The organism is Pseudomonas sp. E141 (genome assembly GCF_052659885.1).
Map to the genome: position 1 here is coordinate 96,789 of NZ_CP084024.1, position 23,814 is coordinate 120,602.

Below are 23,814 nucleotides of genomic sequence, written 5' to 3' on the forward strand. Positions count from 1 at the left end.
ACATGACTGCCTTAAACCTGATTCCCGGCCAATTGAGCCTGGCTCAATTGCGTGACATCTATCAGCAACCCGTGACCCTGAGCCTCGACGCCAGTGCTTCGGCGCAGATCGAAGCCAGCGTCGCCTGCGTGGAGCAGATTCTCGCCGAGAATCGCACGGCCTATGGCATCAACACCGGTTTTGGTCTGCTGGCCTCGACCCGCATCGCCAGTGAAGACCTGGAAAACCTGCAACGCTCTCTGGTGCTGTCCCATGCCGCCGGCGTGGGCGAGCCGATCAGCGATGCGCTGGTGCGGTTGGTCATGGTGCTCAAGGTCAATAGTCTGAGCCGGGGCTTTTCCGGTATCCGTCGGCAGGTGATCGATGCGCTGATTGCGCTGATCAATGCCGAGGTCTATCCACACATTCCGTTGAAAGGCTCGGTCGGCGCTTCGGGTGATCTGGCGCCGCTGGCCCACATGTCCCTGGTGCTGTTGGGCGAAGGCAAGGCCCGTTACAAAGGTGAATGGTTGCCGGCTGTCGAAGCGCTGAAAGTGGCCGGCCTTGCGCCGCTGACCCTGGCTGCAAAAGAAGGACTGGCGCTGCTCAACGGCACCCAGGTGTCCACTGCGTTTGCCCTGCGTGGCCTGTTCGAAGGCGAAGACCTGTTCGCCGGCGCCCTGGCTCTGGGCAGCTTGACGGTAGAAGCGGTGCTCGGTTCGCGTTCGCCATTCGATGCGCGTATTCACGCCGCGCGCGGCCAGAAAGGCCAGATCGATGCCGCCGCTGCTTATCGCGATCTGCTGGGCGAGCGCAGCGAAGTCTCCGCTTCCCACCAGAATTGCGACAAGGTCCAGGACCCGTATTCCCTGCGCTGCCAGCCACAAGTGATGGGCGCCTGTCTGACCCAGTTCCGCCAGGCCGCTGAGGTGCTGGTGATCGAAGCCAACGCCGTATCGGATAACCCGCTGGTGTTCGCCGCCGAGGGCGACGTGATTTCCGGTGGCAACTTCCACGCCGAGCCGGTGGCAATGGCCGCTGACAACATGGCCCTGGCAATCGCCGAAATCGGTTCGCTGAGTGAGCGGCGTATTTCGCTGATGATGGACAAGCACATGTCGCAACTGCCGCCGTTTCTGGTGGCCAATGGCGGGGTGAACTCGGGCTTTATGATCGCCCAGGTCACCGCTGCTGCCCTGGCCAGCGAAAACAAGGCGTTGTCCCATCCCCATTCGGTGGACAGCCTGCCGACTTCGGCCAACCAGGAAGACCATGTGTCCATGGCCCCCGCCGCCGGTAAGCGGCTGTGGGAAATGGCCGAGAACACCCGGGGGATTCTGGCGGTGGAATGGCTGGCGGCGTGCCAGGGGCTGGATCTGCGCGGCGGTTTGAAAACCTCTGCCAAGCTGGAGCAGGCCCGCGCCCTCTTGCGCGCAGAAGTGCCGTTCTATGAAAAAGACCGGTTCTTCGCGCCGGACATCAATGCGGCGAGCGAATTATTGGCCAGTCGTTGCCTGAATGAGCTGGTCACGGCGCAGTTGTTGCCGAGCCTGTAAGGACCTCATCGCGAGCAAGCTCGCTCCCACAGGGGTAGGGGTTGAACATTCATTTGGGATACACCCTGGCCCTTGTGGGAGCGAGCTTGCTCGCGATTCGATTTTGAATGCGACGAGGAAACCGGGATGAAAACCCTCTGGCAAAACTGCCACGCCGCCACCATGGCCCAGGGCGTCTACTCGATCATCGAAGACGTCGCCATCGTCACCCACGGCGAGCTGATTCAATGGATCGGCCCGCGCGCCGAGCTGCCGGCCGGTGACTATCCGGCCGTCAACGACCTCAAGGGCGCCTGGGTCACTCCTGGGCTGATCGACTGTCACACCCACACGGTGTTCGGCGGCAACCGCAGCGGTGAATTCGAACAGCGCCTGCAGGGCGTCAGCTACGCCGAGATCGCAGCGGCCGGCGGGGGCATCGCCAGCACCGTGCGCGCTACCCGGGCCGCCAGCGAAGATGAACTGTTCAACAGCGCCGCCAAACGCCTGAAAAGCCTGATGCGCGATGGCGTGACCACGGTGGAAATCAAGTCCGGCTACGGCCTTGACCTGGCCAGCGAACGCAAGATCCTGCGGGCCATCCGTCGCCTGGGTGAACAGCTGCCGGTCAGCGTGCGCAGCACGTGCCTGGCGGCCCACGCCTTGCCACCGGAATACGCTGATCGCGCCGATGACTACATCGAGCACATCTGCACCGAAATGCTCCCGGCCCTCGCCGCCGAAGGGTTGGTGGATGCGGTGGATGCATTTTGCGAGTACCTGGCGTTTACCCCGGCGCAGGTCGAACGGGTGTTTATCACCGCCCAACAACTGGGCCTGCCGGTGAAGCTGCACGCTGAACAATTGTCGTCGCTGCACGGTTCAAGCCTGGCGGCCCGTTATCAGGCGCTGTCGGCCGATCACCTGGAGTTCATGACCGAGGACGACGCCAGGGCCATGGCCGAATCCGGCACGGTGGCGGTGCTGCTGCCGGGGGCATTTTATTTCCTGCGCGAAACCCAGCTGCCGCCCATGGATGCCCTGCGCAAGCACGGCGTGAAGATCGCCGTGGCCAGCGACCTCAACCCCGGCACCTCGCCGGCGCTGTCGTTGCGCTTGATGTTGAACATGGCCTGCACCTGCTTTCGCATGACCCCTGAGGAGGCCCTGGCGGGGGCGACGATTCATGCGGCCCAGGCCTTGGGCATGGCTGCCACTCACGGTTCGCTGGAAGTCGGCAAAGTCGCGGACTTTGTCGCCTGGCACATCGACCGCCCGGCCGACCTGTCGTACTGGCTGGGTGGCGATCTGGAAAAACGCGTCGTGCGTCACGGCGTGGAAATCGATTAAGGAGAACGGTTGTGGAGAAGGTCCTGAATTTCAAGCAAGGGCGCGTGCCGCTGTTGATCAGCATGCCCCACGCCGGCCTGCGCCTGACCCCGGCGGTGAAGACTGGTTTGATCCCTGAGGCCCAGAGCTTGCCGGACACCGACTGGCATATTCCCAAGCTTTACGAGTTCGCCGCCGAACTGGGCGCCAGCACCCTGGCCGCTGAATATTCACGGTTCGTGATCGATCTGAACCGCCCCGACGATGACAAACCGATGTACGTTGGTGCCACCACCGGTTTGTATCCTTCGATCCTGTTCGATGGCGTACCGTTGTTTCGCCAGGGGCTGGAGCCGTCCGCCGCGGAGCGGGCGACTTATCTGCAACAGATCTGGGTGCCTTACCACCAGACCCTGCGGCAGGAACTGGCGCGGCTCAAGGCCGAATTCGGCTATGCCTTGCTGTTCGACGCCCACTCGATCCGTTCGGTGATCCCACACCTGTTCGACGGCAAGTTGCCGGACTTCAACCTCGGCACCTTCAACGGCGCCAGTTGCGCCCCGGCGCTGGCCCACCAGCTCGAAGCCATCTGCGCCCGCCACGGCGAATTTACCCACGTGCTCAACGGACGTTTCAAGGGCGGACATATCACGCGGCACTACGGCAACCCGGCTGAGGACATCCACGCGGTGCAACTGGAACTGTGCCAGAGCACCTACATGGAAGAGTTCGAGCCGTTCAACTACCGTGCGGATCTGGCGGAACCGACCCAGGTGGTGCTCAGGGAATTGCTGGAAGGCTTGCTGGCGTGGGGGCAGCAGGCCTACAAGAAATAATGCCTGTTTCCTGGGGCTAGGGGGGTGTGGGAGCAAGGCTTGCTCCCACAGATAGATGTGTCCTTGAGCCTCGCAGGGGAACGGTCGCCACCGTGCAAAACCGGGTCGCCACAGTTCATCTTCAGCCCCTCGACGCTGCGTAATGTTCGGGTCACGGTGCACTAAGACACCGACCTACAATAATCGCTGCCGCACGAGACCTTCCCGATGAAAAGACTGTTCAAACGCTGTCTGTCGATCCTCTGCGGTACCGTCATCCTGAGCAGCGGGGCAATGGCCGCCGAGCCGGCGTCCTGCCAGACCGTGCGCATGGGCGTGGTCAACTGGACCGACGTGATCGCCACCAGTGGCATGGCCGATGTGTTGCTCACGGGGCTGGGTTATGAAAGCAAACAGACCAGCGCCGTGCAGCAGATCATCTTCGCCGGCATCCGTGACAAGCGTCTCGATATCTTCCTGGGCTACTGGAAACCGGCGATGGACAACAACATCGCTCCGTTCCTGGCGGCCAACCAGGTGAGAGTCCTGGACCAGCCAAGCCTTGCCGATGCCCAAGCCACGCTGGCGGTGCCGGACTACGTGGCCGCAGCGGGCCTCAAGACTTTCGCCGACATCGCCCGGTTCAAGGAGCAGCTCGGCGGAAAAATCTACGGCATCGAGCCGGGCAGCGGTGCCAACACCACCATCAAGACCATGATTGAAACCAATCACTTTGGCCTCAAGGACTTCAAGCTGATCGAGTCCGGTGAGGCCGGGATGCTGGCGGCGGTGCAGCGGGCGGTGAATCGCAAGGAGTTCGTGGTGTTCGTCGGCTGGACCCCGCACCCGATGAACATCAATATGAACATCACCTACCTGACAGGCAGCGAAGACGTCTACGGCCCGAACGAAGGCGCCGCGACGGTCTCCACCGTGACCGCGCCGGACTACGCCCAGCGTTGTCCGAACGTGAACCGCTTGCTGGAAAACCTCACCTTCACCGCCGCCCAGGAAAGCCAGTTGATGGTGCCGATCATGGCGCGCAAGACACCCCAGGACGTCGCCCGGCAATGGCTGCGTGAGCACCCCGAGGATCTGCAGCGCTGGCTCACCGGGGTGACCAGTTTTGACGGCAAGGATGGCGTGGCGGCGGTGCAGGCCAGTCTCAAGAATTGACGATTAGATGATCGTGGCGAGGGGATTTATCTGTAGGAGCAAGGCTTAGATCCCCTCGCCACATAATCAGCGCCCATCCCGATCCTCTATGTTGGCGTCGTTCCATGGCTACTTATCCACTCTCCCAGGCAATGTCCGCCTTCATCGACCAAACCCTGAGCTTCAACGCCCCGGACAACAGCCTCCCTGGTCTGCGCCAGGCCTACAGCCAGATGTGCCGGGCCTTCACCCCGCCATGCCCGCAAGCGCTGGCAGTCGAGGATTTCGAGCTGGCCGGGGTAGCTGTGCGGGCTTACTGCCCTCGGAGCGCGCCGCCGTCCGAAGGCTGGCCATGCATCCTTTATCTGCACGGTGGCGGCTGGGTGGTGGGTGATCTGGACTCCCACGACTTCATCTGCATGGAACTGGCCGCGACCCTCGACGTGCTGGTCATGGCGGTGGATTATCGGTTGGCCCCGGAGCATCCGTTTCCGGCGGGTTTCGAAGATTGCCTCACGGTGTGGCATCACCTGGCGGCCACCCCCTTTGCCATCGACCCTCGCCGTCGGCTGGTGGCCGGTGACAGCGCCGGAGGCAATCTCGCCGCCGCGTTATGCCTGGCCTTGCGCGATGCCGGGCAAGCGCTGCCACGGGGTCAGGTGCTGATTTATCCCGCCCTCGGTGGCCCGGCCCATCTGCCCTCGCGGCGCGAATGTGCCGATGCGCCACTGTTGAGCAGCAGCGATCTGGACAGTTATCACGCCCTCTATCTGAGCGACGCTCAACCGTCTTCCCTCGCCATGCCGTTGCTCGCCGATGACCTGAGCGGCCTGCCGCCAGCGCTGGTCGTCGTGGCGCAATGGGACCCGTTGCGCGACGATGGTGTCCTTTACAGCGAGCGGCTGAACAGCGCAGGTGTGGATGCTGTGCTGTATGTCGGGGGAGGATTGGTTCACGGCTGTTTACGTGGCCGGGGCCAAGTGCCGGAGGTCGATCAGATGTATCGCACACTGCTGGCGTATCTGGCTGACACGCTTTGACTGCGCAGGGGACATGCTCATTCGGGTAATTCGGGTTTATGATGCCGGACGGCAGATTAAATAGAAGTCCCCCCAGGGATGACTCGACCCCTTACGGAGCGCGCAATGCAGACTTTGTACCCGCAGATCAAACCTCATGCCCGGCACGATCTGGCTGTCGATGACACCCACACGCTCTATGTCGATGAAAGCGGTTCCCCGGAAGGCCTGCCTGTGGTGTTCATTCACGGTGGCCCGGGTGCCGGTTGCGATGCCCAGAGCCGTCGCTACTTCGATCCGAACCTGTACCGCATCGTTACCTTCGACCAGCGCGGCTGTGGCCGCTCCACCCCTCATGCCAGCCTTGAAAACAACACCACTTGGGATCTGGTCGAAGACCTGGAGCGCATCCGCAAACATCTGGGCATCGAAAAATGGGTGCTGTTTGGCGGCTCTTGGGGCTCGACCCTGGCCTTGGCTTACGCCCAGACCCATCCCGAGCGGGTACATGGCCTGATTCTGCGTGGGATCTTTCTCTGCCGTCCGCAGGAAATCGAGTGGTTCTACCAGGCCGGCGCCAGTCGCCTGTTCCCCGATTACTGGCAGGACTACATCGCGCCGATCCCCCTGGACGAGCGCGACGACCTGCTCGGCGCCTTTCACAAACGCCTGACAGGCAATGACCAGATCGCCCAGATGCACGCGGCCAAGGCCTGGTCGACCTGGGAAGGCCGCACGGCGACCCTGCGTCCGAACCCGCTGGTGGTCGATCGCTTCTCCGAGCCGCAGCGGGCGTTGTCGATTGCCCGGATCGAGTGTCATTACTTCACCAACAACGCTTTTCTCGAACCCAACCAGTTGATCCGTGACATGGGCAAGATCGCCCATCTGCCGGGCGTCATCGTGCACGGCCGCTACGACGTGATCTGCCCGCTGGACAATGCCTGGGAACTGCATCAGAACTGGCCCAACAGCGAACTGCAGGTGATCCGCGACGCCGGTCACGCCGCTTCGGAGCCGGGTATCACCGATGCTTTGGTGCGCGCCGCGGCACAAATGGCCCGGCGTCTGCTCGACCTGCCGCCCGAAGAAGCATGAAGGGCTTGTTGCAGCGGGTCCGCGGCGCCCGGGTCGAGGTTGCAGGGGAAGTCGTTGGCGCGGTGGACCAAGGCCTGCTGGTCCTGATAGCGGTCGAGCCCGAGGACACCCGGGCCAGCGCCGACAAGCTGCTGCACAAGCTGCTGAACTACAGGGTGTTCAGCGACGCTGATGGCAAGATGAACCTGTCCTTGGCAGATGTCGGTGGTGGCTTGCTGTTGGTGTCGCAGTTCACCCTGGCGGCGGACACCAAAAGCGGATTACGCCCGAGCTTTTCGACGGCCGCACCTCCGGCCTTGGGCGAGGAACTCTTTGACTATCTGCTCACCCAAGCGAAACAGGTGCATGGCACTGTGGCATCAGGTAGATTCGGCGCCGACATGCAGGTGCATCTGGTTAACGACGGCCCGGTAACCTTCCTGTTACAGGTCTGAAAGTGTTTGAAACATCTTTTCGGTCCTGTTTCGAGGCAAAACAGTGAGTTTTCTCGATAAATACTTTGTTACCCCTGATGCGTTGTCACGCGGGCTACTAGATAATCGCGCGCTACGGGGGACCAGCGTTCGCTGGTCCATTTGACTTAGGTAGAGACTTGTCCTGGGCCGTTTGGGGAATCATTTTGTCCCATCGGAGTCGGAACAATGCTCGCCAACTTGGCAAGAGTGGCCTGCAGGTGCGGTTTTTCAATGCCGATACCGTGCAGATACTTTATCTGGCCGTTGGTTTTTTGATCTGTTTTCGGCGAGGGTTGCTCGTGATTGTTAGTCCCTGTAATGCACCAAAAATGACTGCCAAACGGTTTAGAAACGCTCTGGTAGCGGGCTCGGCCCTGCTGTGCCTGTTTGGCGCGGGCCAACTGTGGGCATTCAGCCTGGATGATGTATCGGCGAAGGCTCAAGAACTGGCCGGGCAAAAATTCGAAGCCCCGCGCAGCAATCTGCCGAACGAATTCCGCGAAATGAAATTCGCTGACTATCAAAAAATCCGTTTCCGCACCGAAAAAGCCGAGTGGGCCGATCAGAAGACGCCGTTCAGGCTGTCCTTCTATCACCAAGGCATGCATTTCGACACGCCGGTGAAGATCAACGAGATCACCGCGACCACCGTCGATGAAATCAAGTATGACCCGACGCGCTTCGATTTCGGTGACGTCAAGTTCGATCCCAAGTCCACGGAGAAACTGGGCTACGCGGGTTTTCGCGTGCTGTACCCGATCAACAAGGCCGACAAGCAAGACGAAATCATGACCATGCTGGGCGCGAGCTACTTCCGCGTCATCGGCAAGGGTCAGGTTTATGGCTTGTCCGCCCGTGGCCTGGCCATCGATACCGCCCTGCCATCGGGTGAGGAATTCCCGCGCTTTCGCGAGTTCTGGATCCAGCGTCCGAAGCCGACCGATAAGCACCTGGTGATCTTCGCCCTGCTGGATTCGCCACGGGCTACCGGTGCCTATCGCATGATCCTGCGTCCGGGCACCGACACCGTCGTCGACGTGAAGTCGCGCGTGTTCCTGCGAGATCGCGTCACCAAGCTGGGCATTGCTCCGTTGACCAGCATGTTCCTGTTCGGCGCCAACCAGCCGTCCAAGATCCTGAACTACCGTCGAGAGCTGCACGACTCCAGCGGCTTGTCGATCCATGCCGGCAACGGCGAGTGGATCTGGCGCCCGTTGAACAACCCGAAACACCTGGCCGTGAGCAACTTCTCGGTAGAAAACCCGCGTGGTTTCGGCCTGCTGCAACGCGGTCGTGACTTCAGCCACTACGAAGACCTCGATGACCGCTACGACAAGCGTCCAAGTGCCTGGATCGAACCGAAAGGCGATTGGGGCAAGGGTTCCGTCGATCTGGTTGAAATTCCGACCGCTGACGAAACCAACGACAACATCGTGGCGTTCTGGAGCCCGGAAAAGCTGCCTGAGCCAGGTCAGCCGCTGGACTTCGCCTATCGCCTGCACTGGACCCTCGACGAAGCCAACCTGCATTCGCCGGACAGCGCCTGGGTCAAGCAGACCCTGCGTTCGACCGGTGACGTGAAGCAGTCCAACCTGATCCGTCAGCCGGACGGCAGCGTGGCTTATCTGGTGGACTTCGAAGGTCCTTCCCTGCAAGCCCTGCCGGAAGACGCCGAAGTGCGTAGTCAGGTGAGCGTCGGCGAAAACGGCGAGATCGTCGAGAATAATGTGCGTTACAACCCTGAAACCAAGGGCTGGCGCCTGACCCTGCGACTGAAGATCAAAGACCCGAAACAGTCCACTGAATTGCGCGCCGCGCTGGTCCGTCCGCTGGTTCCGGTTGAAGCGCCGGCCGCGTCCCATGCGGTGACCACGACCCTTGCCAAGGCTGACAAGGTCGCCAGGCAGCAGAGCGATAAGGAAACCGCGCAAGAAAAAGAGCAGGAAAAAGAAGCCAAGGCCGACAACGCGTCCACTGCCGCTGAGTCGACCCCAACCCCGCAGGAACCGGAACCGACTGAACAAGTCCTGACCGAGACCTGGAGCTATCAGTTGCCAGCCGATGAGTAATACTCCAGTACAGCCAGAGACGCTCAGCGAGTATCTGGCCCATTTGCCCATGACCGATGCGCAGCGTGCCGAGCTGGCGGGCTGCAAGTCTTTCAGCGAGTTGCACGAGCGCCTTTCGTCGTCGACCTTCGATGCACCCACCGAGGCGGCGCAAGCCTCGGTGGGTCGTCGGCTGACCCTGAGCACCGCCGAAGAACTCGAAGACGCCGAAATGCTGGCGCTCGACGCCAGCGGGCGTGTCTGTCTCAAAGCCACGCCGCCGATTCGTCGGACCAAGGTGGTACCGGAGCCGTGGCGCACCAATATCCTGGTGCGCGCCTGGCGTCGCCTGACAGGTCGCACCAACCCGCCGAAGCCACCCAAGGACGAGCGCGTGCTGCCACACGCACGCTGGCGCACCGTGGGTTCGATCCGTCGCTATATCCTGCTGATCCTGATGCTCGGCCAGACCATCGTCGCCGGCTGGTACATGAAGGGCATCATGCCGTACCAGGGCTGGTCGTTGGTGGACCTGGACGAAGTCCTGCACCAGCCGCTGTTGCAGACCGCTACCCAGGTGCTGCCCTATGCTTTGCAGACCAGCATCCTGATTCTGTTCGGGATCCTGTTCTGCTGGGTATCGGCCGGTTTCTGGACGGCGCTGATGGGGTTTCTCGAGCTGCTCACCGGTCACGACAAGTACCGCATCTCCGGTGCCAGTGCCGGCAACGAGCCGATTCCCAAGGACGCCCGCACCGCGCTGGTGATGCCGATCTGCAACGAGGACGTGCCGCGAGTGTTCGCCGGTTTGCGCGCCACGTTCGAGTCGGTTGCGGCCACCGGGGACCTGGATCGTTTCGACTTCTTCGTACTCAGCGACAGTAACGAAACCGATATCTGTGTCGCCGAGCAGCAAGCCTGGCTGGACGTCTGCCGTGAAGCCGGGGGCTTTGGCAAGATTTTCTATCGCCGCCGTCGTCGTCGCGTCAAGCGCAAGAGCGGTAACCTCGACGACTTTTGCCGTCGCTGGGGCAGTGACTACAAGTACATGGTCGTGCTCGACGCCGACAGCGTGATGAGCGGCGAGTGCCTGACCAGCCTGGTGCGCTTGATGGAAGCCACGCCGGATGCCGGCATCATCCAGACCGCGCCACGCGCCTCGGGCATGGACACGCTGTATGCGCGCATGCAGCAATTCGCCACTCGGGTGTACGGTCCGCTGTTCACCGCCGGCCTGCACTTCTGGCAGTTGGGGGAATCCCACTACTGGGGTCACAACGCGATCATCCGCATGAAGCCGTTCATCGAGCACTGCGCCCTGGCGCCGTTGCCTGGTAAAGGGGCGTTCGCCGGGGCCATCCTGTCCCACGACTTCGTTGAAGCAGCGCTGATGCGCCGTGCCGGCTGGGGCGTCTGGATTGCCTATGACTTGCCGGGCAGCTATGAAGAGTTGCCGCCGAACCTGCTGGACGAACTCAAGCGTGACCGTCGCTGGTGCCACGGTAACCTGATGAACTTCCGGCTGTTTCTGGTCAAGGGCATGCACCCGGTGCATCGCGCGGTATTCCTGACTGGCGTGATGTCCTATCTGTCCGCACCGCTGTGGTTCTTCTTCCTGGTGCTATCCACCGCGCTGCTGGCGGTGAACACGCTGATGGAACCGCAATATTTCCTCGAGCCACGCCAGTTGTACCCGTTGTGGCCGCAGTGGCATCCGGAAAAAGCCATCGCGCTGTTCTCCACCACCATCGTGTTGCTGTTCCTGCCCAAGCTGCTGAGCATCATCCTGATCTGGGCCAAGGGCGCGAAAGAGTTTGGTGGCAAGTTCAAAGTAACGATGTCGATGCTGCTGGAGATGTTGTTCTCCATGCTGCTGGCGCCGGTGCGGATGATTTTCCACACCCGCTTCGTGCTCGCCGCCTTCCTGGGTTGGGCCGCTACCTGGAACTCGCCCAAACGTGACGACGACTCCACGCCCTGGAGCGAAGCCGTCAAGCGCCACGGCCCGCAAACCCTGCTGGGCTTCTTCTGGGCCTTGCTGGTGATCTGGCTGAACCCGAGCTTTTTGTGGTGGTTGGTGCCGATCGTCGGTTCGCTGATGCTGTCGATCCCGGTGTCGGTGATCTCCAGCCGAGTGGGCCTTGGCTTGAAGTCCCGGGATGAAAGCCTGTTCCTGATCCCCGAGGAATACGCACCGCCACAGGAACTGCTGTCGACTGACCAGTACACTCATGAAAACCGTTGGCATGCGCTGAACGACGGTTTCATCCGTGCAGTGGTCGATCCGCAACAGAACGCCCTGGCCTTTGCGCTGGCCACCTCGCGTCACGGCCAGGCCGAGCCGATCGAATGGCTGCGGATCGAACGGGTTCGTCATGCCCTCAAGGTTGGTCCGGCGGGCCTGAACAACAGCGAGCGACTGGCGCTGCTGAGCGACCCGGTGGCCCTGTCCCGCCTGCATGAGCAGGTCTGGAGCGAGGGGCATACCGAATGGCTGGCGGCGTGGCGTGCATCGGTCAAGGCCGATCCTCACGCACCGCTACTACCGCTTCAGCCCATGAGCGCACAGCCTCAACTGGCCTGATACGCAAAAAGCCCCGCTTCTGAAAGGAAGCGGGGCTTTTTGTTGGGGGCTGTTTGAGTATGTGAGTACTGCCCGTGGTGCGGTCAGGGTTGTGTATTGACCTTATCCAGCACTCGACTCGCCAACAAGCCACTCAACTCGATCAGTTGCTGAATGCCAAGGGCGATATGGCGCCGTGAGCCTTTCAGGTCGAATGCCAGGTCGCTGACCATTGCATCGGCTGAAGCCAGGGTTTCGCTGAGGTTGGCGAGCAGGCTTTCGGTGTCGATGCCATCCACTACCTTGAAGAGCTGGCCCGGTGGCTGTTCGTCTTCGGGGCTGGTCTGTTTGGGGTTCAGGTAGAAGTCGAGCGCGCGATCGGTGGCTTCCTGGATTTTCCTGGGGTCGGTTTCTGGTGCTGGTGGGTTGGGTGTGACCTTGTACATGGTTGACGCTCCTAGGGTAGTGGAGCCGCCAGCTATCGCTGCTAAACGAGAAGGGTGGCAGCTGTACGCGGGTTAGCAGACCGGGACCCTAGAACCCGGCAGACCCGTAGGTCTCCCACGCACAACCGCCATGACATAAATGTACAGGCACTGAAACCTGCTCACGCATGTGGGAGCGTACGTCTAGGATTGTCCAGGCTGCTAAACCCGATCGCTGAACTGACAGCGACCTGCAAACGTTAGGCCCCAGGCCCCAGGCGCACAAGCCGGCGGATTCTGGCGTAGTTGTAGGCAATGGTGCAAGGCTCCGTAGCCTTGGGATGACGGATTGTGGGGCGCAGTATTTTTGTAGGTATATCCGTTATTTAGGTAACGGATATTCACACAACCCTAACACCACACCGGGTCAAACCCTGAACCGCCCCACCAACGTCTGCAAATGAACCCCCAACCGCGCCAATTCAGCGCTCGAAGCGGCCGTCTCTTCACTGGACGACGCAGTTTGCTCCGACACATCGCGCACATTCAGCACGCTGCGGTTGATCTCCTCGGCCACGGCACTCTGCTGCTCGGCCGCAGCGGCGATCTGCTGGTTCATCGACTGAATGGCCGAGACCGTGCGGGTGATGTTTTCCAGGGATCCACCGGCGCGGCGGGTCAGTTCGACGCTGTTGTCAGTCAGGGTGCGGCTGTTGTCCATGATGGTCGCGACCTGCTCGGTGCCCGACTGCAGGCCGACGATCAGTTCTTCGATTTCTTCAGTGGACTTCTGAGTGCGCTGGGCCAGGCTGCGGACCTCGTCAGCCACCACCGCAAAACCACGTCCGGCTTCGCCCGCACGGGCCGCTTCGATGGCCGCGTTGAGGGCCAGCAGGTTGGTTTGCTGGGCTACGGACTTGATCACGTCCAGTACGCTGCCGATCTTGTCGCTTTCGCGCTTGAGGTCGCCCATGGCTGTGGTGGAGTTACCCACTTCGAGGGCCAGGCGTTCGATCTGGGCGATGGCTTCGCCGACCACTTTTTCACCCTCGCGTGCCTGCTGGTCAGCCGCGACGGCCGCTTCGGAAGCTTCCTCGGCATTGCGCGCCACTTCTTGCACTGTGGCGGTCATTTCGTGCATGGCGGTGGCGACCTGGTCGGTTTCCACTTTCTGGCTGTTGACCCCGGCGCTGGTCTGTTCGGTCACGGCCGAGAGTTGTTCGGCGGCGCTGGCGATTTGCGTCACGCCGTCGCTGATGCCGCCGATCAATTGCCGCAGGCCCACGGTCATGCTCTGCATGGCGCGCTGCAATTGGCCCAGTTCGTCGCGGCGCTCGGAGGTGAGGTTGTGGGTCAGGTCGCCCGCGGCAATGCGCTCGGCGACTTTGAGGGTCTGGTCCAGCGGGCCGACGATCTGCCGGGTGATGACCAATGCTGCGATCACGCCGAACAACATGGCCAGCACGGCAGCCGATACCAGGACGGTCTTGGCCTGGGCGGCGTCCTGGTCGCGCACGGCGGTCTGGGACACGGTCAGGCTTTTGCTGGACTCAAGCAATACTTCGCCTTGCTCGGTCATGCGCTTGAGCGCCGCGGCGGTATCAAGCTGGGAATCGCGAAACTGACTGACCGCCGCACGGTAGGCGTTGATCGAATCGCTGGCTTGCTGCAGGTTGGCGGAGTGCTCCTCAGGCAACTGCGCCGGTAGGCGTGCGAGAAGTTTGAGGGCATCGGTAATGGCGTCAAGGGCCGGTTGCTGGGCTTCGTTCTTACCGCTGTAGGTGTAGCCGCGAACCTGATAACGCGCTTGCTGGATCGCCTTGCTCAGGGATACCACGCTGTTGAACTGGGCGACGTTCTCGCTTTGCAGCGTGGCTTTTTCAACCTCGGCGACGCGGGCCACGGCGTTGTCGGCGCTGGCGCCGAGTTTGCTGCGGGCATCTTCGCGGCTGACGGTGGCGCTGGCCATCTCGGCGAAGGCGCTTTTGTACTCGGCCACAGCGGCCAGTTGTTTGTCGATCAGTGCCACGTCGGCCGGCTGCTCGATCATCTGGCGGGCTGCGGTCAGGCCGGTCTCGAGTTTGGCAAGCAGATCGTTGACTTCCTGCGGACCGTTTTCACCCCGCGTGGTGTAGTAGTCCAGGCGTGCCAGGCGCAGGTCCTTGCTCAACTCGTTCAGGCTGGAAATGTAGCCCAGCTTGTCGCCACGGCTGATGACATTGCCCAAGCCGCTCCAGCCGGTGAAAGCGATCATCAAGGTTAGAAATAGCACCAGACCGAAGCCGAAGCCGAGTTTGCGATTGACGCTTACGTTTCCCAGACTCTGGGTAAGCATTCGGAACATGCTGATTTCTCCCTTGCTGCACTGAATTGGTTTTATGGGAGCTGTATCGGCGGGGCGGGAGGGATCTGTAGAAATGAACTGAGGATCCTGGTGCTCGCCACAAAAAACGGGCAAGCGACAGGGGTTCAGAACAGCCGTGCGAGCAGCGCGGTAACGGCGGTTTCGACGCGCAGGATGCGTTCGCCCAGTTGTACCGGTTGCAGTCCGGCCTTGGCCAGCAGGTCAATTTCGTAAGGAATCCAGCCGCCTTCGGGGCCGATGGCCAGGGTCACGGGTTCGTCCAGCGCGCGAGGGCAGGGGGGGTAGTTCCCCGGATGACCGACCAGACCGCGGGTGCCATCCACCATGGCCGGCAGGCGGTCTTCAACGAAGGGCTTGAAGCGCTTTTCGATGATGATCTCTGGCAGCACGCTGTCACGCGCCTGCTCCAGGCCAAGGATCAGTTGTTCGCGAATGGCCTCGGGCTCCAGGAATGGAGTCTGCCAGAAGCTCTTTTCCACGCGGTAACTGTTGACCAGTACCACGCGCGGCACGCCCATGCTGGCGATGGTCTGGAACACTCGTCGGAGCATCTTCGGTCGAGGCAGGGCCAGCACCAGTGTCAGCGGCAGCTTGGCCGGCGCAGGTTGGTCGAGTGTCACTTGCAGTTCGGCTTCATGGGCTTCCAGGCGCAGCACCTGGGCCGTGCCCATCAACCCGCCGATGCGCCCGACCCGCAGACTGTCGCCGACGGCGCTGCGGTGCACTTGCTGCATGTGGGTCAAGCGGCGATCGCTCAGCACGACGCGGTCAGGCCCGATGAAGTCGGCCTCTTCAAGCAGCAGCAGGTTCACGCTTGGGTCGCTGGCGGCTGGTCGTTATGGTCGTCGACCGGCTGATCGTCTACTTCTTCCCGGCGCTTGCGCACCAGACCGCCGAACAGGATGCCGATCTCGAACAGCAGCCACATCGGCACGGCCAGCAGGGTCTGGGAGAAGATGTCCGGCGGGGTCAGGATCATGCCGACCACGAAGCAGCCGATGATCACGTACGGACGGATTTTCTTCAGGTACGCAACGTCGACCACGCCGATCCACACCAACAGCACCACGGCTACCGGGATTTCGAACGCCACGCCGAAGGCGAAGAACAGCGTCATGACGAAATCCAGGTAGCTGGTGATGTCGGTCATCATTTCCACGCCCGCGGGAGTGGCGGCGGCAAAGAACTTGAAGATCAACGGGAATACGAAGAAGTAGGCGAAGGCCATGCCGGTATAGAACAGCAGAATGCTGGACACCAGCAGCGGCACGGCAACGCGTTTTTCATGCTTGTACAGGCCTGGCGCGATGAAGCCCCAGATCTGGTGCAGGATCACCGGGATCGCCAGGAACAACGAGACCATCATCGTCAGCTTGAGCGGCGTCAGGAACGGTGACGACACGTCGGTGGCGATCATCGTCGCGCCTTCCGGCAGGTACTGGCGCAGCGGTGTGGAAACGAAGGTGTAGATCTGTTGGGTGAAGGCAAACAGCCCGGCGAAGATGACGAAAATCGCCGCCACGCAACGCAACAGGCGGGTGCGCAACTCGGTGAGGTGCGATACCAGCGGCATCGGCTGGTCGTTTTCAGGAATATCGCTCATGGGGCTCGCGGCGGCAAAGTAGGGTCGTTAGGAACGGCTGGTGCCGCCACTGTCGGGGCGGGCTCCACGGGGTTCGCGGGCGCGGCTGCTACAGGCGGCGTGTCATCCACCGGCGCCTGGGGGGCAATCGTCGGCTCGACCGCTGGCTGAACCGGTGTCGGCTCCTGCTGGGTCGGGGTGAAGATTTTCCGCGCTTCCTGCTCCAGAGACAGAATGTGTTCGTTGTGCAGTTGCCGACGAATGTCGTCGGCCCCGATTTCACGTTCAACTTCCTGTTTGATCGCATTGAAGCTGCGCTTGAGCCGCCCGATCCATAGACCTGCGGTGCGCGCAGCGCCCGGCAGCCGCTCGGGGCCCAGTACCAGCAGGGCGACGAGGCCGACGAGCAGCAGTTCAGTGAAGCTGATCCCAAACATTAGTCAGTGCTCACGAGTCTTTGCGGGCCGGCTCTTCGACTTTCTGTGCCTGCACATCGATGGTGTGCGGGGCATTCACAGGTTGAGTGGCCTGTGGGTGTACCGGTTGGCTCGGCTGCGCTGGTTGAGCTGGCGTCGCTGCCGGGTCGGCCGGTTTTTCGTCGTCGTTCATGGCCTTGCGAAAGCCCTTGATCGACTCGCCAACGTCAGTGCCCAGGTTCTTGAGTTTCTTGGTGCCGAACACCAGTACCACGACCACCAGAATGACGACCCAGTGTTTCCAGTCAAAAATACCCATGTGGCTATTCCTCTCGTAAGTTGATCAGGCGGACGGACGCGAGGCTTTCTCGACGTGCCCGGACAGACCGAAACGACGGTCCAGTTCATCCAGTACAGCCTGCGGGTGCTGCCCCAGTTGGGCAAGCATGACCAGGCTATGGAACCACAGGTCGGCGGTCTCGTAGATCACGTCACTGCAGTCGCCGCTGATGGCGGCGTCCTTGGCGGCGATGATGGTCTCGACCGACTCTTCACCGACCTTTTCCAGAATCTTGTTCAAACCCTTGTGGTACAGACTGGCGACATAGGAACTGTCGGCCGCTGCGCCTTTGCGCTCTTCCAGCACCTGGGCCAGGCGGGTCAGGGTGTCACTCATGGGTATGTCCTGAATAAATGGCGTGCGGGTCCTTGAGCACCGGGTCGACGGTTTTCCAGTCGCCGTTCTCGAAGACGCGATAGAAGCAGCTTTGACGGCCGGTGTGGCAGGCGATCTCACCGACCTGCTCGACCATCAGGATGATGACGTCGCCGTCGCAGTCCAGGCGCATCTCGTGCAGGTGCTGCACGTGCCCGGATTCTTCACCCTTGCGCCACAGCTTGCCACGCGAACGTGACCAATAGATGGCGCGGTTCTCGGCGGCGGTCAGGGCCAGCGCTTCACGGTTCATCCAGGCCATCATCAGCACGCGCCCGGTCTTGTGATCCTGGGCGATGGCCGGCACCAGGCCGTCAGCGTCCCATTTGATCTCGTCCTGCCAGTTTTTCATCTTCGACTCCGACAATGGGCCGCGCATCTCAAGTCGACGGGCCCAGCCTTGAAACAGTGTGCCAGCGTGAACCGATGCTGGCTATCGACGAACGACCAGATACAAACCAACGATGACCATGATGCCGGCGGGCCAGTGGCCCAGCTGACTCAACGGACCCCCGCTCGCCAGTACTGCACCGCCACCCAGGTGAGCGGCGCCGAGCAGGCGCATGAACCAGTCGTCCCCGCGCTCTTTCCACGGCGGCGCGGGATCGTGGGCGTGGGGTTGGGACATGCGTTCGAGCAGGTCGCGGGTCATGTTGGCCAGGTGCGGGAGCTGCTCGAACTGGCTCTGCACGTTGCCCAGCAAGGTTTTGGGGCTCACGCGCTCACGCATCCAGCGTTCGAGGAACGGCTGGGCGGTGTTCCACAGGTCCAGGTCCGGGTATAGCTGGCGACCAAGGCCTTCGATGTTCAGCAAGGTTTTCTGCAACAGTACCAACTGCGGCTGAACCTCCATGTTGAAGCGACGCGCGGTCTGGAACAGGCGCATCAGCACCTGGCCGAATGAAATATCTTTTAACGGTTTTTCGAAGATCGGTTCGCATACCGTGCGGATCGCCGCTTCGAATTCGTTGAGTTTGGTCTCGGCCGGCACCCAGCCGGAGTCGATGTGCAGTTGCGCGACGCGGCGGTAGTCGCGCTTGAAGAAGGCGAACAGGTTGCGGGCCAGATAGTCCTGGTCTTCGGGAGTCAGGCTGCCGACGATGCCGCAGTCGATGGCAATGTATTGCGGGCTCCACGGTTGCACGGTGCTGACAAAGATATTCCCCGGGTGCATGTCGGCGTGGAAGAAGCTGTCGCGGAACACCTGGGTGAAGAAGATTTCCACGCCGCGCTCGGCCAGCAGTTTCATGTCGGTGCGCTGGTCGGCCAGGGTCGCCAGGTCGGTGACCTGGATGCCGTAGATACGCTCCATCACCAACACTTTCGGACGGCACCAGTCCCAATAGACTTGCGGCACATAGAGCAGCGGCGAGCCTTCGAAGTTACGCCGCAGTTGGCTGGCGTTGGCGGCTTCGCGCAGCAGATCGAGTTCGTCGTAGATGGTTTTTTCGTAGTCCAGGACCACGTCAACCGGATGCAACAGGCGCGCATCGGCCGATAGTCGCTCGGCGGCCCGGGCGAGAATGAACAGCCACGCCAGGTCCTGGGCAATGATCGGCTTGAGACCCGGGCGGATAACCTTCACCACCACTTCTTCGCCGCTCTTGAGCTGCGCAGCGTGAACCTGGGCCACGGAGGCCGAGGCCAACGGCTCGACGTCGAAACGGCTGAACACTTCGCTGATCTTCTTGCCCAGTTGTTCTTCGATCAGGGCCACCGACACCTTTGAATCGAACGGCGGCACGCGGTCTTGAAGCATCATCAATTCATCGGCGATGTCTTCGGGCAACAGGTCGCGACGAGTCGAGAGGATCTGCCCGAACTTGATGAAGATCGGTCCCAGGTCCTGCAAGGCCAGGCGCAGGCGTGCGCCGCGACTCAGGTCCAGCGTTCGCCGGGGAAACCAGCGCCACGGCAGCACGAAGCGCAGCGCCAGCAAAAACCAGGGCAGCGGCAGGGCGAACAGCAGGTCATCGAGGCGATAGCGGATCACGACGCGCTGGATGCGCAACAAACGGCGGACGGCAAGCAGCTTCATGCGTTATCGCTTGGTTTCAAGGGAGCGGGAAAGGCGCTCGAAACGCGCCTCGAGACGTTCCAGGTCAAGTTTGATCTGGTCCAGTTCATTAAAGCGGGCGTCGGCTTCGCGTTGGCCTACGAGAGTACGCGATTCCTCAGCCAGGTATTCACTCAGATTCTGCCCCAGGCTGGCGAAGCCTTGGCGATACCAGCGCGTGCGGCTGCGCAGATGGCCACTGAGTAGCTGAGTGGCCACCGGCCCGAGCCAGCGGGATACTTCATATTCCCAGTCCAGCTCCAGGTCCTGGAGAATCGCCGCCAGCTCCAGCAGCACGCCGCTGTCGCCGTCCAGTTCCACCTCAGGGCCATGCAGCACGGCGGTCTTGTCCTTGCTCAGGGCCAGGTTCACCAGGCTCGATGCCGGGGCGCGCAGGGTGCAGTGGGCCTCGGCTTCCCAGTGTGCGGCGAGCATCAGGCCTTCGTCGCTGGGCAGGATGAACAGCCGCAATGCGGGGCTGCGGCAATCCACCGCAACCACCTTGCCGCTCAAGTGCGCCAGGCGCGCCAGCGCCGTACTGTCCAGGCGCAGGACGCGATTGACGCCGAGTTCGACGCTGGCGAGCAGGCCGGTGAGCAGCATCAGGGCTTGATACCGCGGTGCAGGGCCACGATGCCCGAGGTCATGTTGTGGTAGGTCACGCGGTCGAAACCGGCCTCGACCATCATCGACTTCAGGGTTTCCTGATCCGGGTGCATGCGGATCGATTCGGCCAGGTAGCGATAGCTTTCCGAGTCGTTGGTGATCAGCTTGCCCATCAGTGGCATGAAGGCGAACGAGTAGGCGTCGTAGGCCTTGGACATCAGCGCGTTGGTCGGCTTGGAGAATTCCAGCACCAGCAGACGGCCGCCGGGTTTGAGGACTCGTAGCATCGAGCGCAGGGCGTCTTCCTTGTGGGTGACGTTGCGCAGGCCGAAGGCGATGGTGACGCAATCGAAATGGTTGTCAGGGAAGGGCAGCTTCTCGGCGTCGGCCTGGACGAACTCGACATTGCCGGCCACACCCAGGTCCAGCAGGCGGTCACGACCGACCTTGAGCATGGACTCGTTGATGTCGGCGAGCACCACCTGACCGGTCGGCCCGACAATGTGAGAAAACTTCTTCGTCAGGTCGCCGGTGCCGCCGGCGATGTCCAGCACCCGATTGCCGCTGCGCACACCCGACAGTTCGATCGCGAAACGCTTCCACAGACGGTGCATGCCACCCGAGAGTAGATCGTTCATCAAGTCATATTTGGCGGCTACCGAGTGGAAAACCTCAGCGACTTTTTCCGCCTTCTGGCTTTCCGGCACGTTCTTGAAGCCGAAGTGAGTGGTGGGTTCGGCATCGCTGCCTTTGCGCTGATCAGTCATATCGCTGTCACCAAAAAAGAATGCGGGACATTCTAATCCCGGTGGAGGGCTTTGTCTTGGCAAGCCTGAAGGTAAGATGAGCGACCGCCGGGACGTTTTGACGCAGCCAGGGTCAGAAACGTGCAGGCAAGTCCCGATAAAACAGGAGTCATCAGATGGCCCGTATAACAGTTGAGCGTGCCCACGGCCTGGGCAAGGAAGCGGCCCGCGCGAGAGCCGACCAGTTGGCGCAGAAACTGTCCGACAGCTATGGCCTGGAGCCGCAGTGGTCGGGCGACACGCTGAAGCTCAAGCGCTCCGGGGTCAAAGGCGAGGTGCATGTGGGCGAGGACTCGATCCGCGTCGATGTCGAACTGGGCATGTTGATGTCGGCCATGAGCGGCACGATCAAGACGGAAATTGAAAAGGCGTTGGATAAAGCATTGGCTTGATTGAAGAGATGACTCAAGTTCATCACTCATTCACCTGTGGGAGCGAGCCTGCTCGCGATAGCGGCGTGTCATTCAACATCAATGTTGCCGGTCTATCGCCATCGCGAGCAGGCTCGCTCCCACAGGGGAAGTCATCACCTCGGATTCTGTGGCAGTAGTTAGGGTGCCGTTTCTAATTATTGTCACTACTTTGTGCCTGAGCCCGACCGTGTACGGGCAGTTCCTCAAACCTGTTATCGAGTGAGGTGCACCATGGCCAAAGTTATTTTGAAGAAAAAAACCGACGTTGAATCTTCCACGCTCAGCGACGTGAAAACGTACGCGCGCAAGATCTGGCTGGCGGGCCTGGGCGCCTACACCAAGGTCGGCCAGGAAGGCAGCGAGTACTTCCAGGAGTTGGTAAAAGCCGGTGAAGTTATTGAAACCAAAGGCAAAAAGAACATTGCCGGAAAACTCGAAGCGGCTAACAGCGAACTGATTGAAGCCAAGACTGACGTCAACACGTTCAAGGCCCGGGTTGAAGTACAACTCGATAAAGTCGAGAAGGTATTCGACGCCCGTGTTGCAAGTGCCTTGAATCGTATCGGCATTCCGTCTAAACATGACGTTGAGACACTCTCTGCTAAGCTCGATGAGCTGACGGCATTGCTTGAACGTGTCGCGCGTAAACATTAAGGAGAACGGGATGGCTGGCAAAAAAATCACCGAAAAAGAAGGCAGCTCGTGGGCCGGGAAGATTGAAAAATACTCCCGCAAAATCTGGCTTGCTGGTTTAGGCGTGTACTCGAAGATTGACACTGACGGCAGCAAACTCTTCGAGTCCCTGGTTAAGGACGGCGAGAAGGCCGAAAAACTCACCAAGACGGCGGTCGGCAAACAAGTCGATGCCACCAAGGACTCCGTCGAGTCCGCCAAGTCGCGAATCGGCGGTGTGAAGGATCGCGCACTGGGCAAGTGGGACGAACTGGAAGGGGCTTTCGACAAGCGCCTGAACAGCGCGATCTCTCGGCTGGGCGTGCCGAGCCGCAATGAAGTCAAGGCGCTGCACAGCAAGGTCGACACCCTGACCAAGCAGATCGAAAAACTCACCGGCGCCAAGGTCGCGCCAGTGGCGGCCAAGGCTGCGGCAGCCAAACCTGCCACCAAGACGGCAGCCAAGCCATTGGTCAAGGCCGCGGCGAAAGCCGTCGCTAAGCCTGCGGCAAAAGCAGCGGCCAAGCCGGCGGCGAAAACCGCAGCCGCCAAACCTGCCGCCAAGGCAGCGGCCAAGCCGGTAGCAGCCAAACCCGCGACCAAAGCAGCGGCCAAACCTGCTGCCAAAACCGCGGCCGCCAAACCTGCTGCCAAGCCTGCGGCAAAAGCGGCGGCCAAACCCGCTGCGGCGAAAAAGCCTGCGGTGAAAAAACCGGCCGCGCCAAAAGCTGCCGCACCGAAGGCGCCGACTGCTGCCGCCAAACCGGCCGCCCCGACGAGCCCCGCGAACTCCGCTTCGGCTCCGACTCCGGCGGTTACCCCGACCGCTGCGCCGGCTCCATCGACGCCTACCACCCAGTCCTGATATCCAGGGCAAACAAAAACGCCCGGCCTGTGAAGGTCGGGTTTTTTTATGCGTATGCATTTGAATGCACCGCAGAAGCGGGCTTGCTCCCAGAGGGGGCTGGTGGTGATGCAAGTATTGAAATCACCCAGAAAACAATGTGGGAGCGAGCCTGCTCGCGATAGCGGTGTGTCAGCCACATTGATGTTGGATGTGCGTCCGCCATCGCGAGCAGGCTCGCTCCCACAAGGGATCTTTCTCTGCTGATCGTTAGTCGTGCTCTTCCAGGTACCGCAACGCCAGTTGCTCGGTGGCAACCTTTGCCGCCGGCGGCAGATGCGGAGCTACCAGCATCATGACCTGATAGACCACCAGTCGAACTTCACCCTCGCGGTCGAGGATTCGCTGATAGTCCAGCGAGAACAGTAAGGTCATGGTGATCTGTTCCACCAGTTGCCCCAATGCCTGGGTATCGCTGACCAGCATCCCCTGGGCCTTGAGTTGCGCCAGCAGCGAGGCCAGGGTGCGTTTCAGGGCGTTGAGCAACTGGCGGATGCCCTTGGCCAGTTTTGGCAGGCGTCCGGCCAGGTTCGACAGGTCCTGGAACAGAAACCGGTATTGAGCCAGCCGTTCGACGATCAGGTGCAGGAACAGCCAATAATCTTCCGGCGCCAGTTGTACATCTGCCGGTGGGTCCAGCAGCGGTGCCAGTTCGCCCTGGAAGCGCTCGAACAACCCGAGGATCAGGGGCTCCTTGCCATGAAAGTGGTAATAGAGATTGCCTGGGCTGATGCCTATTTCGTTGGCGACTTCCATGGTGGAAACGTTCGGTTCGCCCTTCTCATTGAACAACTGCAGGGCGCATTCAAGAATGCGGTCGCGGGTTTTCATCCGGTCTTCTTAGTGATGGAAATCGTG

23 protein-coding genes and 1 pseudogene are annotated in these 23,814 nt (G+C 61.2%); 12 read left to right on the plus strand and 12 right to left on the minus strand.

What is annotated here, in order from left to right; all coding sequences use genetic code 11:
• Positions 1-2 precede the first annotated feature (2 nt).
• From hutH to mdoH, 9 genes are all read left to right on the plus strand, one after another.
• Positions 3-1,535 carry a histidine ammonia-lyase gene (gene hutH, locus GKKCFE_RS00425; RefSeq protein ID WP_047226936.1) on the plus strand — a complete coding sequence of 511 codons (1,533 nt, stop codon included), beginning with the start codon at positions 3-5 and terminating at the stop codon, positions 1,533-1,535.
• A gap of 126 nt (positions 1,536-1,661) precedes the next feature.
• Positions 1,662-2,864 (plus strand): imidazolonepropionase, encoded by a 1,203-nt coding sequence (gene hutI / locus GKKCFE_RS00430; RefSeq protein ID WP_445577361.1) that lies wholly within the window; start codon positions 1,662-1,664, stop codon positions 2,862-2,864.
• 11 nt (positions 2,865-2,875) lie between these two features.
• Entirely contained in the window at positions 2,876-3,679 is an 804-nt protein-coding gene (gene hutG / locus GKKCFE_RS00435) for an N-formylglutamate deformylase (protein WP_445577362.1), read from the plus strand.
• A 207-nt stretch (positions 3,680-3,886) separates the two neighbouring features.
• A complete protein-coding gene (locus GKKCFE_RS00440) occupies positions 3,887-4,834 on the plus strand; it encodes a choline ABC transporter substrate-binding protein (RefSeq protein ID WP_139048861.1) in 948 nt (315 codons plus the stop codon).
• Between the two features lie 104 nt (positions 4,835-4,938).
• A complete protein-coding gene (locus tag GKKCFE_RS00445; RefSeq protein ID WP_445577363.1) occupies positions 4,939-5,853 on the plus strand; it encodes an alpha/beta hydrolase in 915 nt (304 codons plus the stop codon).
• 105 nt (positions 5,854-5,958) lie between these two features.
• Entirely contained in the window at positions 5,959-6,930 is a 972-nt protein-coding gene (pip, locus tag GKKCFE_RS00450) for a prolyl aminopeptidase (protein WP_092401505.1), read from the plus strand.
• Positions 6,927-7,364 (plus strand): D-aminoacyl-tRNA deacylase, encoded by a 438-nt coding sequence (gene dtd, locus GKKCFE_RS00455; RefSeq protein ID WP_139048863.1) that lies wholly within the window; start codon positions 6,927-6,929, stop codon positions 7,362-7,364. The genes pip and dtd overlap by 4 nt, the downstream gene beginning before the upstream one ends.
• 350 nt (positions 7,365-7,714) lie before the next feature.
• Entirely contained in the window at positions 7,715-9,454 is a 1,740-nt protein-coding gene (locus tag GKKCFE_RS00460; protein ID WP_218277732.1) for a glucan biosynthesis protein G, read from the plus strand.
• A complete protein-coding gene (gene mdoH, locus GKKCFE_RS00465; RefSeq protein WP_188251794.1) occupies positions 9,447-12,017 on the plus strand; it encodes a glucans biosynthesis glucosyltransferase MdoH in 2,571 nt (856 codons plus the stop codon). Before GKKCFE_RS00460 ends, mdoH begins: the two co-directional genes overlap by 8 nt.
• A gap of 83 nt (positions 12,018-12,100) precedes the next feature.
• Here mdoH and GKKCFE_RS00470 read toward each other — a convergent pair whose 3' ends face one another.
• The 11 genes and pseudogenes from GKKCFE_RS00470 to ubiE all read right to left on the minus strand — a co-directional run bounded on the left by GKKCFE_RS00470 (position 12,101) and on the right by ubiE (position 20,928).
• Positions 12,101-12,442 carry a DUF6124 family protein gene (locus tag GKKCFE_RS00470; RefSeq protein WP_139048866.1) on the minus strand — a complete coding sequence of 114 codons (342 nt, stop codon included), beginning with the start codon at positions 12,440-12,442 and terminating at the stop codon, positions 12,101-12,103.
• A gap of 406 nt (positions 12,443-12,848) precedes the next feature.
• A complete protein-coding gene (locus GKKCFE_RS00475; protein ID WP_445578076.1) occupies positions 12,849-14,756 on the minus strand; it encodes a methyl-accepting chemotaxis protein in 1,908 nt (635 codons plus the stop codon).
• A gap of 134 nt (positions 14,757-14,890) precedes the next feature.
• Positions 14,891-15,598 (minus strand): 16S rRNA (uracil(1498)-N(3))-methyltransferase, encoded by a 708-nt coding sequence (locus GKKCFE_RS00480; RefSeq protein ID WP_445577364.1) that lies wholly within the window; start codon positions 15,596-15,598, stop codon positions 14,891-14,893.
• Positions 15,595-16,389, minus strand: coding sequence for a twin-arginine translocase subunit TatC (gene tatC / locus GKKCFE_RS00485; RefSeq protein ID WP_047225990.1), 795 nt, complete (start codon positions 16,387-16,389; stop codon positions 15,595-15,597). Before tatC ends, GKKCFE_RS00480 begins: the two co-directional genes overlap by 4 nt.
• Positions 16,386-16,805 carry a Sec-independent protein translocase protein TatB gene (gene tatB, locus GKKCFE_RS00490; RefSeq protein WP_047225989.1) on the minus strand — a complete coding sequence of 140 codons (420 nt, stop codon included), beginning with the start codon at positions 16,803-16,805 and terminating at the stop codon, positions 16,386-16,388. Before tatB ends, tatC begins: the two co-directional genes overlap by 4 nt.
• Positions 16,806-16,815: 10 nt before the next feature.
• A complete protein-coding gene (locus tag GKKCFE_RS00495; protein WP_047225988.1) occupies positions 16,816-17,103 on the minus strand; it encodes a twin-arginine translocase TatA/TatE family subunit in 288 nt (95 codons plus the stop codon).
• A gap of 24 nt (positions 17,104-17,127) precedes the next feature.
• The gene (locus tag GKKCFE_RS00500; RefSeq protein WP_003186671.1) at positions 17,128-17,460 is read right to left on the minus strand and encodes a phosphoribosyl-ATP diphosphatase; all 333 of its coding nucleotides are present in this window, start codon (positions 17,458-17,460) and stop codon (positions 17,128-17,130) included.
• Positions 17,453-17,851: a phosphoribosyl-AMP cyclohydrolase gene (gene hisI, locus GKKCFE_RS00505; protein WP_003196931.1), complete on the minus strand. Its 399-nt coding sequence runs from the start codon at positions 17,849-17,851 to the stop codon at positions 17,453-17,455. Before hisI ends, GKKCFE_RS00500 begins: the two co-directional genes overlap by 8 nt.
• 81 nt (positions 17,852-17,932) lie before the next feature.
• On the minus strand, positions 17,933-19,537 hold the full coding sequence (ubiB, locus tag GKKCFE_RS00510) for a ubiquinone biosynthesis regulatory protein kinase UbiB (protein ID WP_047225986.1): 1,605 nt from the start codon (positions 19,535-19,537) through the stop codon (positions 17,933-17,935).
• Positions 19,534-20,158 (minus strand): annotated as a pseudogene (locus GKKCFE_RS00515) (ubiquinone biosynthesis accessory factor UbiJ). Before GKKCFE_RS00515 ends, ubiB begins: the two are co-directional and overlap by 4 nt.
• Complete coding sequence (gene ubiE / locus GKKCFE_RS00520) at positions 20,158-20,928, minus strand: bifunctional demethylmenaquinone methyltransferase/2-methoxy-6-polyprenyl-1,4-benzoquinol methylase UbiE (RefSeq protein WP_047225985.1); 771 nt, start codon at positions 20,926-20,928, stop codon at positions 20,158-20,160. Before ubiE ends, GKKCFE_RS00515 begins: the two are co-directional and overlap by 1 nt.
• Before the next feature lie 155 nt (positions 20,929-21,083).
• Here ubiE and GKKCFE_RS00525 point away from each other — a divergent pair, with 155 nt between their 5' ends.
• The 3 genes from GKKCFE_RS00525 (at position 21,084) to GKKCFE_RS00535 (ending at position 22,917) form a co-directional block, all read left to right on the plus strand.
• A complete protein-coding gene (locus GKKCFE_RS00525) occupies positions 21,084-21,359 on the plus strand; it encodes a polyhydroxyalkanoic acid system family protein (protein ID WP_274090493.1) in 276 nt (91 codons plus the stop codon).
• Positions 21,360-21,611: 252 nt separating this feature from the next.
• On the plus strand, positions 21,612-22,034 hold the full coding sequence (locus GKKCFE_RS00530; protein ID WP_047225983.1) for a phasin family protein: 423 nt from the start codon (positions 21,612-21,614) through the stop codon (positions 22,032-22,034).
• Between the two features lie 10 nt (positions 22,035-22,044).
• Positions 22,045-22,917, plus strand: a complete 873-nt coding sequence (locus GKKCFE_RS00535; RefSeq protein ID WP_445578077.1) for a phasin family protein — start codon at positions 22,045-22,047, stop codon at positions 22,915-22,917.
• Positions 22,918-23,166: 249 nt separating this feature from the next.
• Here GKKCFE_RS00535 and GKKCFE_RS00540 read toward each other — a convergent pair whose 3' ends face one another.
• Complete coding sequence (locus GKKCFE_RS00540; protein ID WP_047225981.1) at positions 23,167-23,787, minus strand: TetR/AcrR family transcriptional regulator; 621 nt, start codon at positions 23,785-23,787, stop codon at positions 23,167-23,169.
• Between the last annotated feature and the right edge of the window lie 27 nt (positions 23,788-23,814).

Excerpts from the sequence above, each read along its gene's own strand:
- hutH (WP_047226936.1), top strand. The coding sequence starts at position 3 with ATGACTGCCTTAAACCTGATTCCCGGCCAATTGAGCCTGGCTCAATTG.
- hutI (WP_445577361.1), top strand. The coding sequence starts at position 1,662 with ATGAAAACCCTCTGGCAAAACTGCCACGCCGCCACCATGGCCCAGGGC.
- GKKCFE_RS00440 (WP_139048861.1), top strand. The coding sequence starts at position 3,887 with ATGAAAAGACTGTTCAAACGCTGTCTGTCGATCCTCTGCGGTACCGTC.
- GKKCFE_RS00445 (WP_445577363.1), top strand. The coding sequence starts at position 4,939 with ATGGCTACTTATCCACTCTCCCAGGCAATGTCCGCCTTCATCGACCAA.
- pip (WP_092401505.1), top strand. The coding sequence starts at position 5,959 with ATGCAGACTTTGTACCCGCAGATCAAACCTCATGCCCGGCACGATCTG.
- dtd (WP_139048863.1), top strand. The coding sequence starts at position 6,927 with ATGAAGGGCTTGTTGCAGCGGGTCCGCGGCGCCCGGGTCGAGGTTGCA.
- GKKCFE_RS00460 (WP_218277732.1), top strand. The coding sequence starts at position 7,715 with ATGACTGCCAAACGGTTTAGAAACGCTCTGGTAGCGGGCTCGGCCCTG.
- mdoH (WP_188251794.1), top strand. The coding sequence starts at position 9,447 with ATGAGTAATACTCCAGTACAGCCAGAGACGCTCAGCGAGTATCTGGCC.
- GKKCFE_RS00470 (WP_139048866.1), bottom strand. The coding sequence starts at position 12,442 with ATGTACAAGGTCACACCCAACCCACCAGCACCAGAAACCGACCCCAGG.
- GKKCFE_RS00475 (WP_445578076.1), bottom strand. The coding sequence starts at position 14,756 with ATGCTTACCCAGAGTCTGGGAAACGTAAGCGTCAATCGCAAACTCGGC.
- tatC (WP_047225990.1), bottom strand. The coding sequence starts at position 16,389 with ATGAGCGATATTCCTGAAAACGACCAGCCGATGCCGCTGGTATCGCAC.
- tatB (WP_047225989.1), bottom strand. The coding sequence starts at position 16,805 with ATGTTTGGGATCAGCTTCACTGAACTGCTGCTCGTCGGCCTCGTCGCC.
- GKKCFE_RS00495 (WP_047225988.1), bottom strand. The coding sequence starts at position 17,103 with ATGGGTATTTTTGACTGGAAACACTGGGTCGTCATTCTGGTGGTCGTG.
- GKKCFE_RS00500 (WP_003186671.1), bottom strand. The coding sequence starts at position 17,460 with ATGAGTGACACCCTGACCCGCCTGGCCCAGGTGCTGGAAGAGCGCAAA.
- hisI (WP_003196931.1), bottom strand. The coding sequence starts at position 17,851 with ATGAAAAACTGGCAGGACGAGATCAAATGGGACGCTGACGGCCTGGTG.
- ubiB (WP_047225986.1), bottom strand. The coding sequence starts at position 19,537 with ATGAAGCTGCTTGCCGTCCGCCGTTTGTTGCGCATCCAGCGCGTCGTG.
- ubiE (WP_047225985.1), bottom strand. The coding sequence starts at position 20,928 with ATGACTGATCAGCGCAAAGGCAGCGATGCCGAACCCACCACTCACTTC.
- GKKCFE_RS00525 (WP_274090493.1), top strand. The coding sequence starts at position 21,084 with ATGGCCCGTATAACAGTTGAGCGTGCCCACGGCCTGGGCAAGGAAGCG.
- GKKCFE_RS00530 (WP_047225983.1), top strand. The coding sequence starts at position 21,612 with ATGGCCAAAGTTATTTTGAAGAAAAAAACCGACGTTGAATCTTCCACG.
- GKKCFE_RS00535 (WP_445578077.1), top strand. The coding sequence starts at position 22,045 with ATGGCTGGCAAAAAAATCACCGAAAAAGAAGGCAGCTCGTGGGCCGGG.
- GKKCFE_RS00540 (WP_047225981.1), bottom strand. The coding sequence starts at position 23,787 with ATGAAAACCCGCGACCGCATTCTTGAATGCGCCCTGCAGTTGTTCAAT.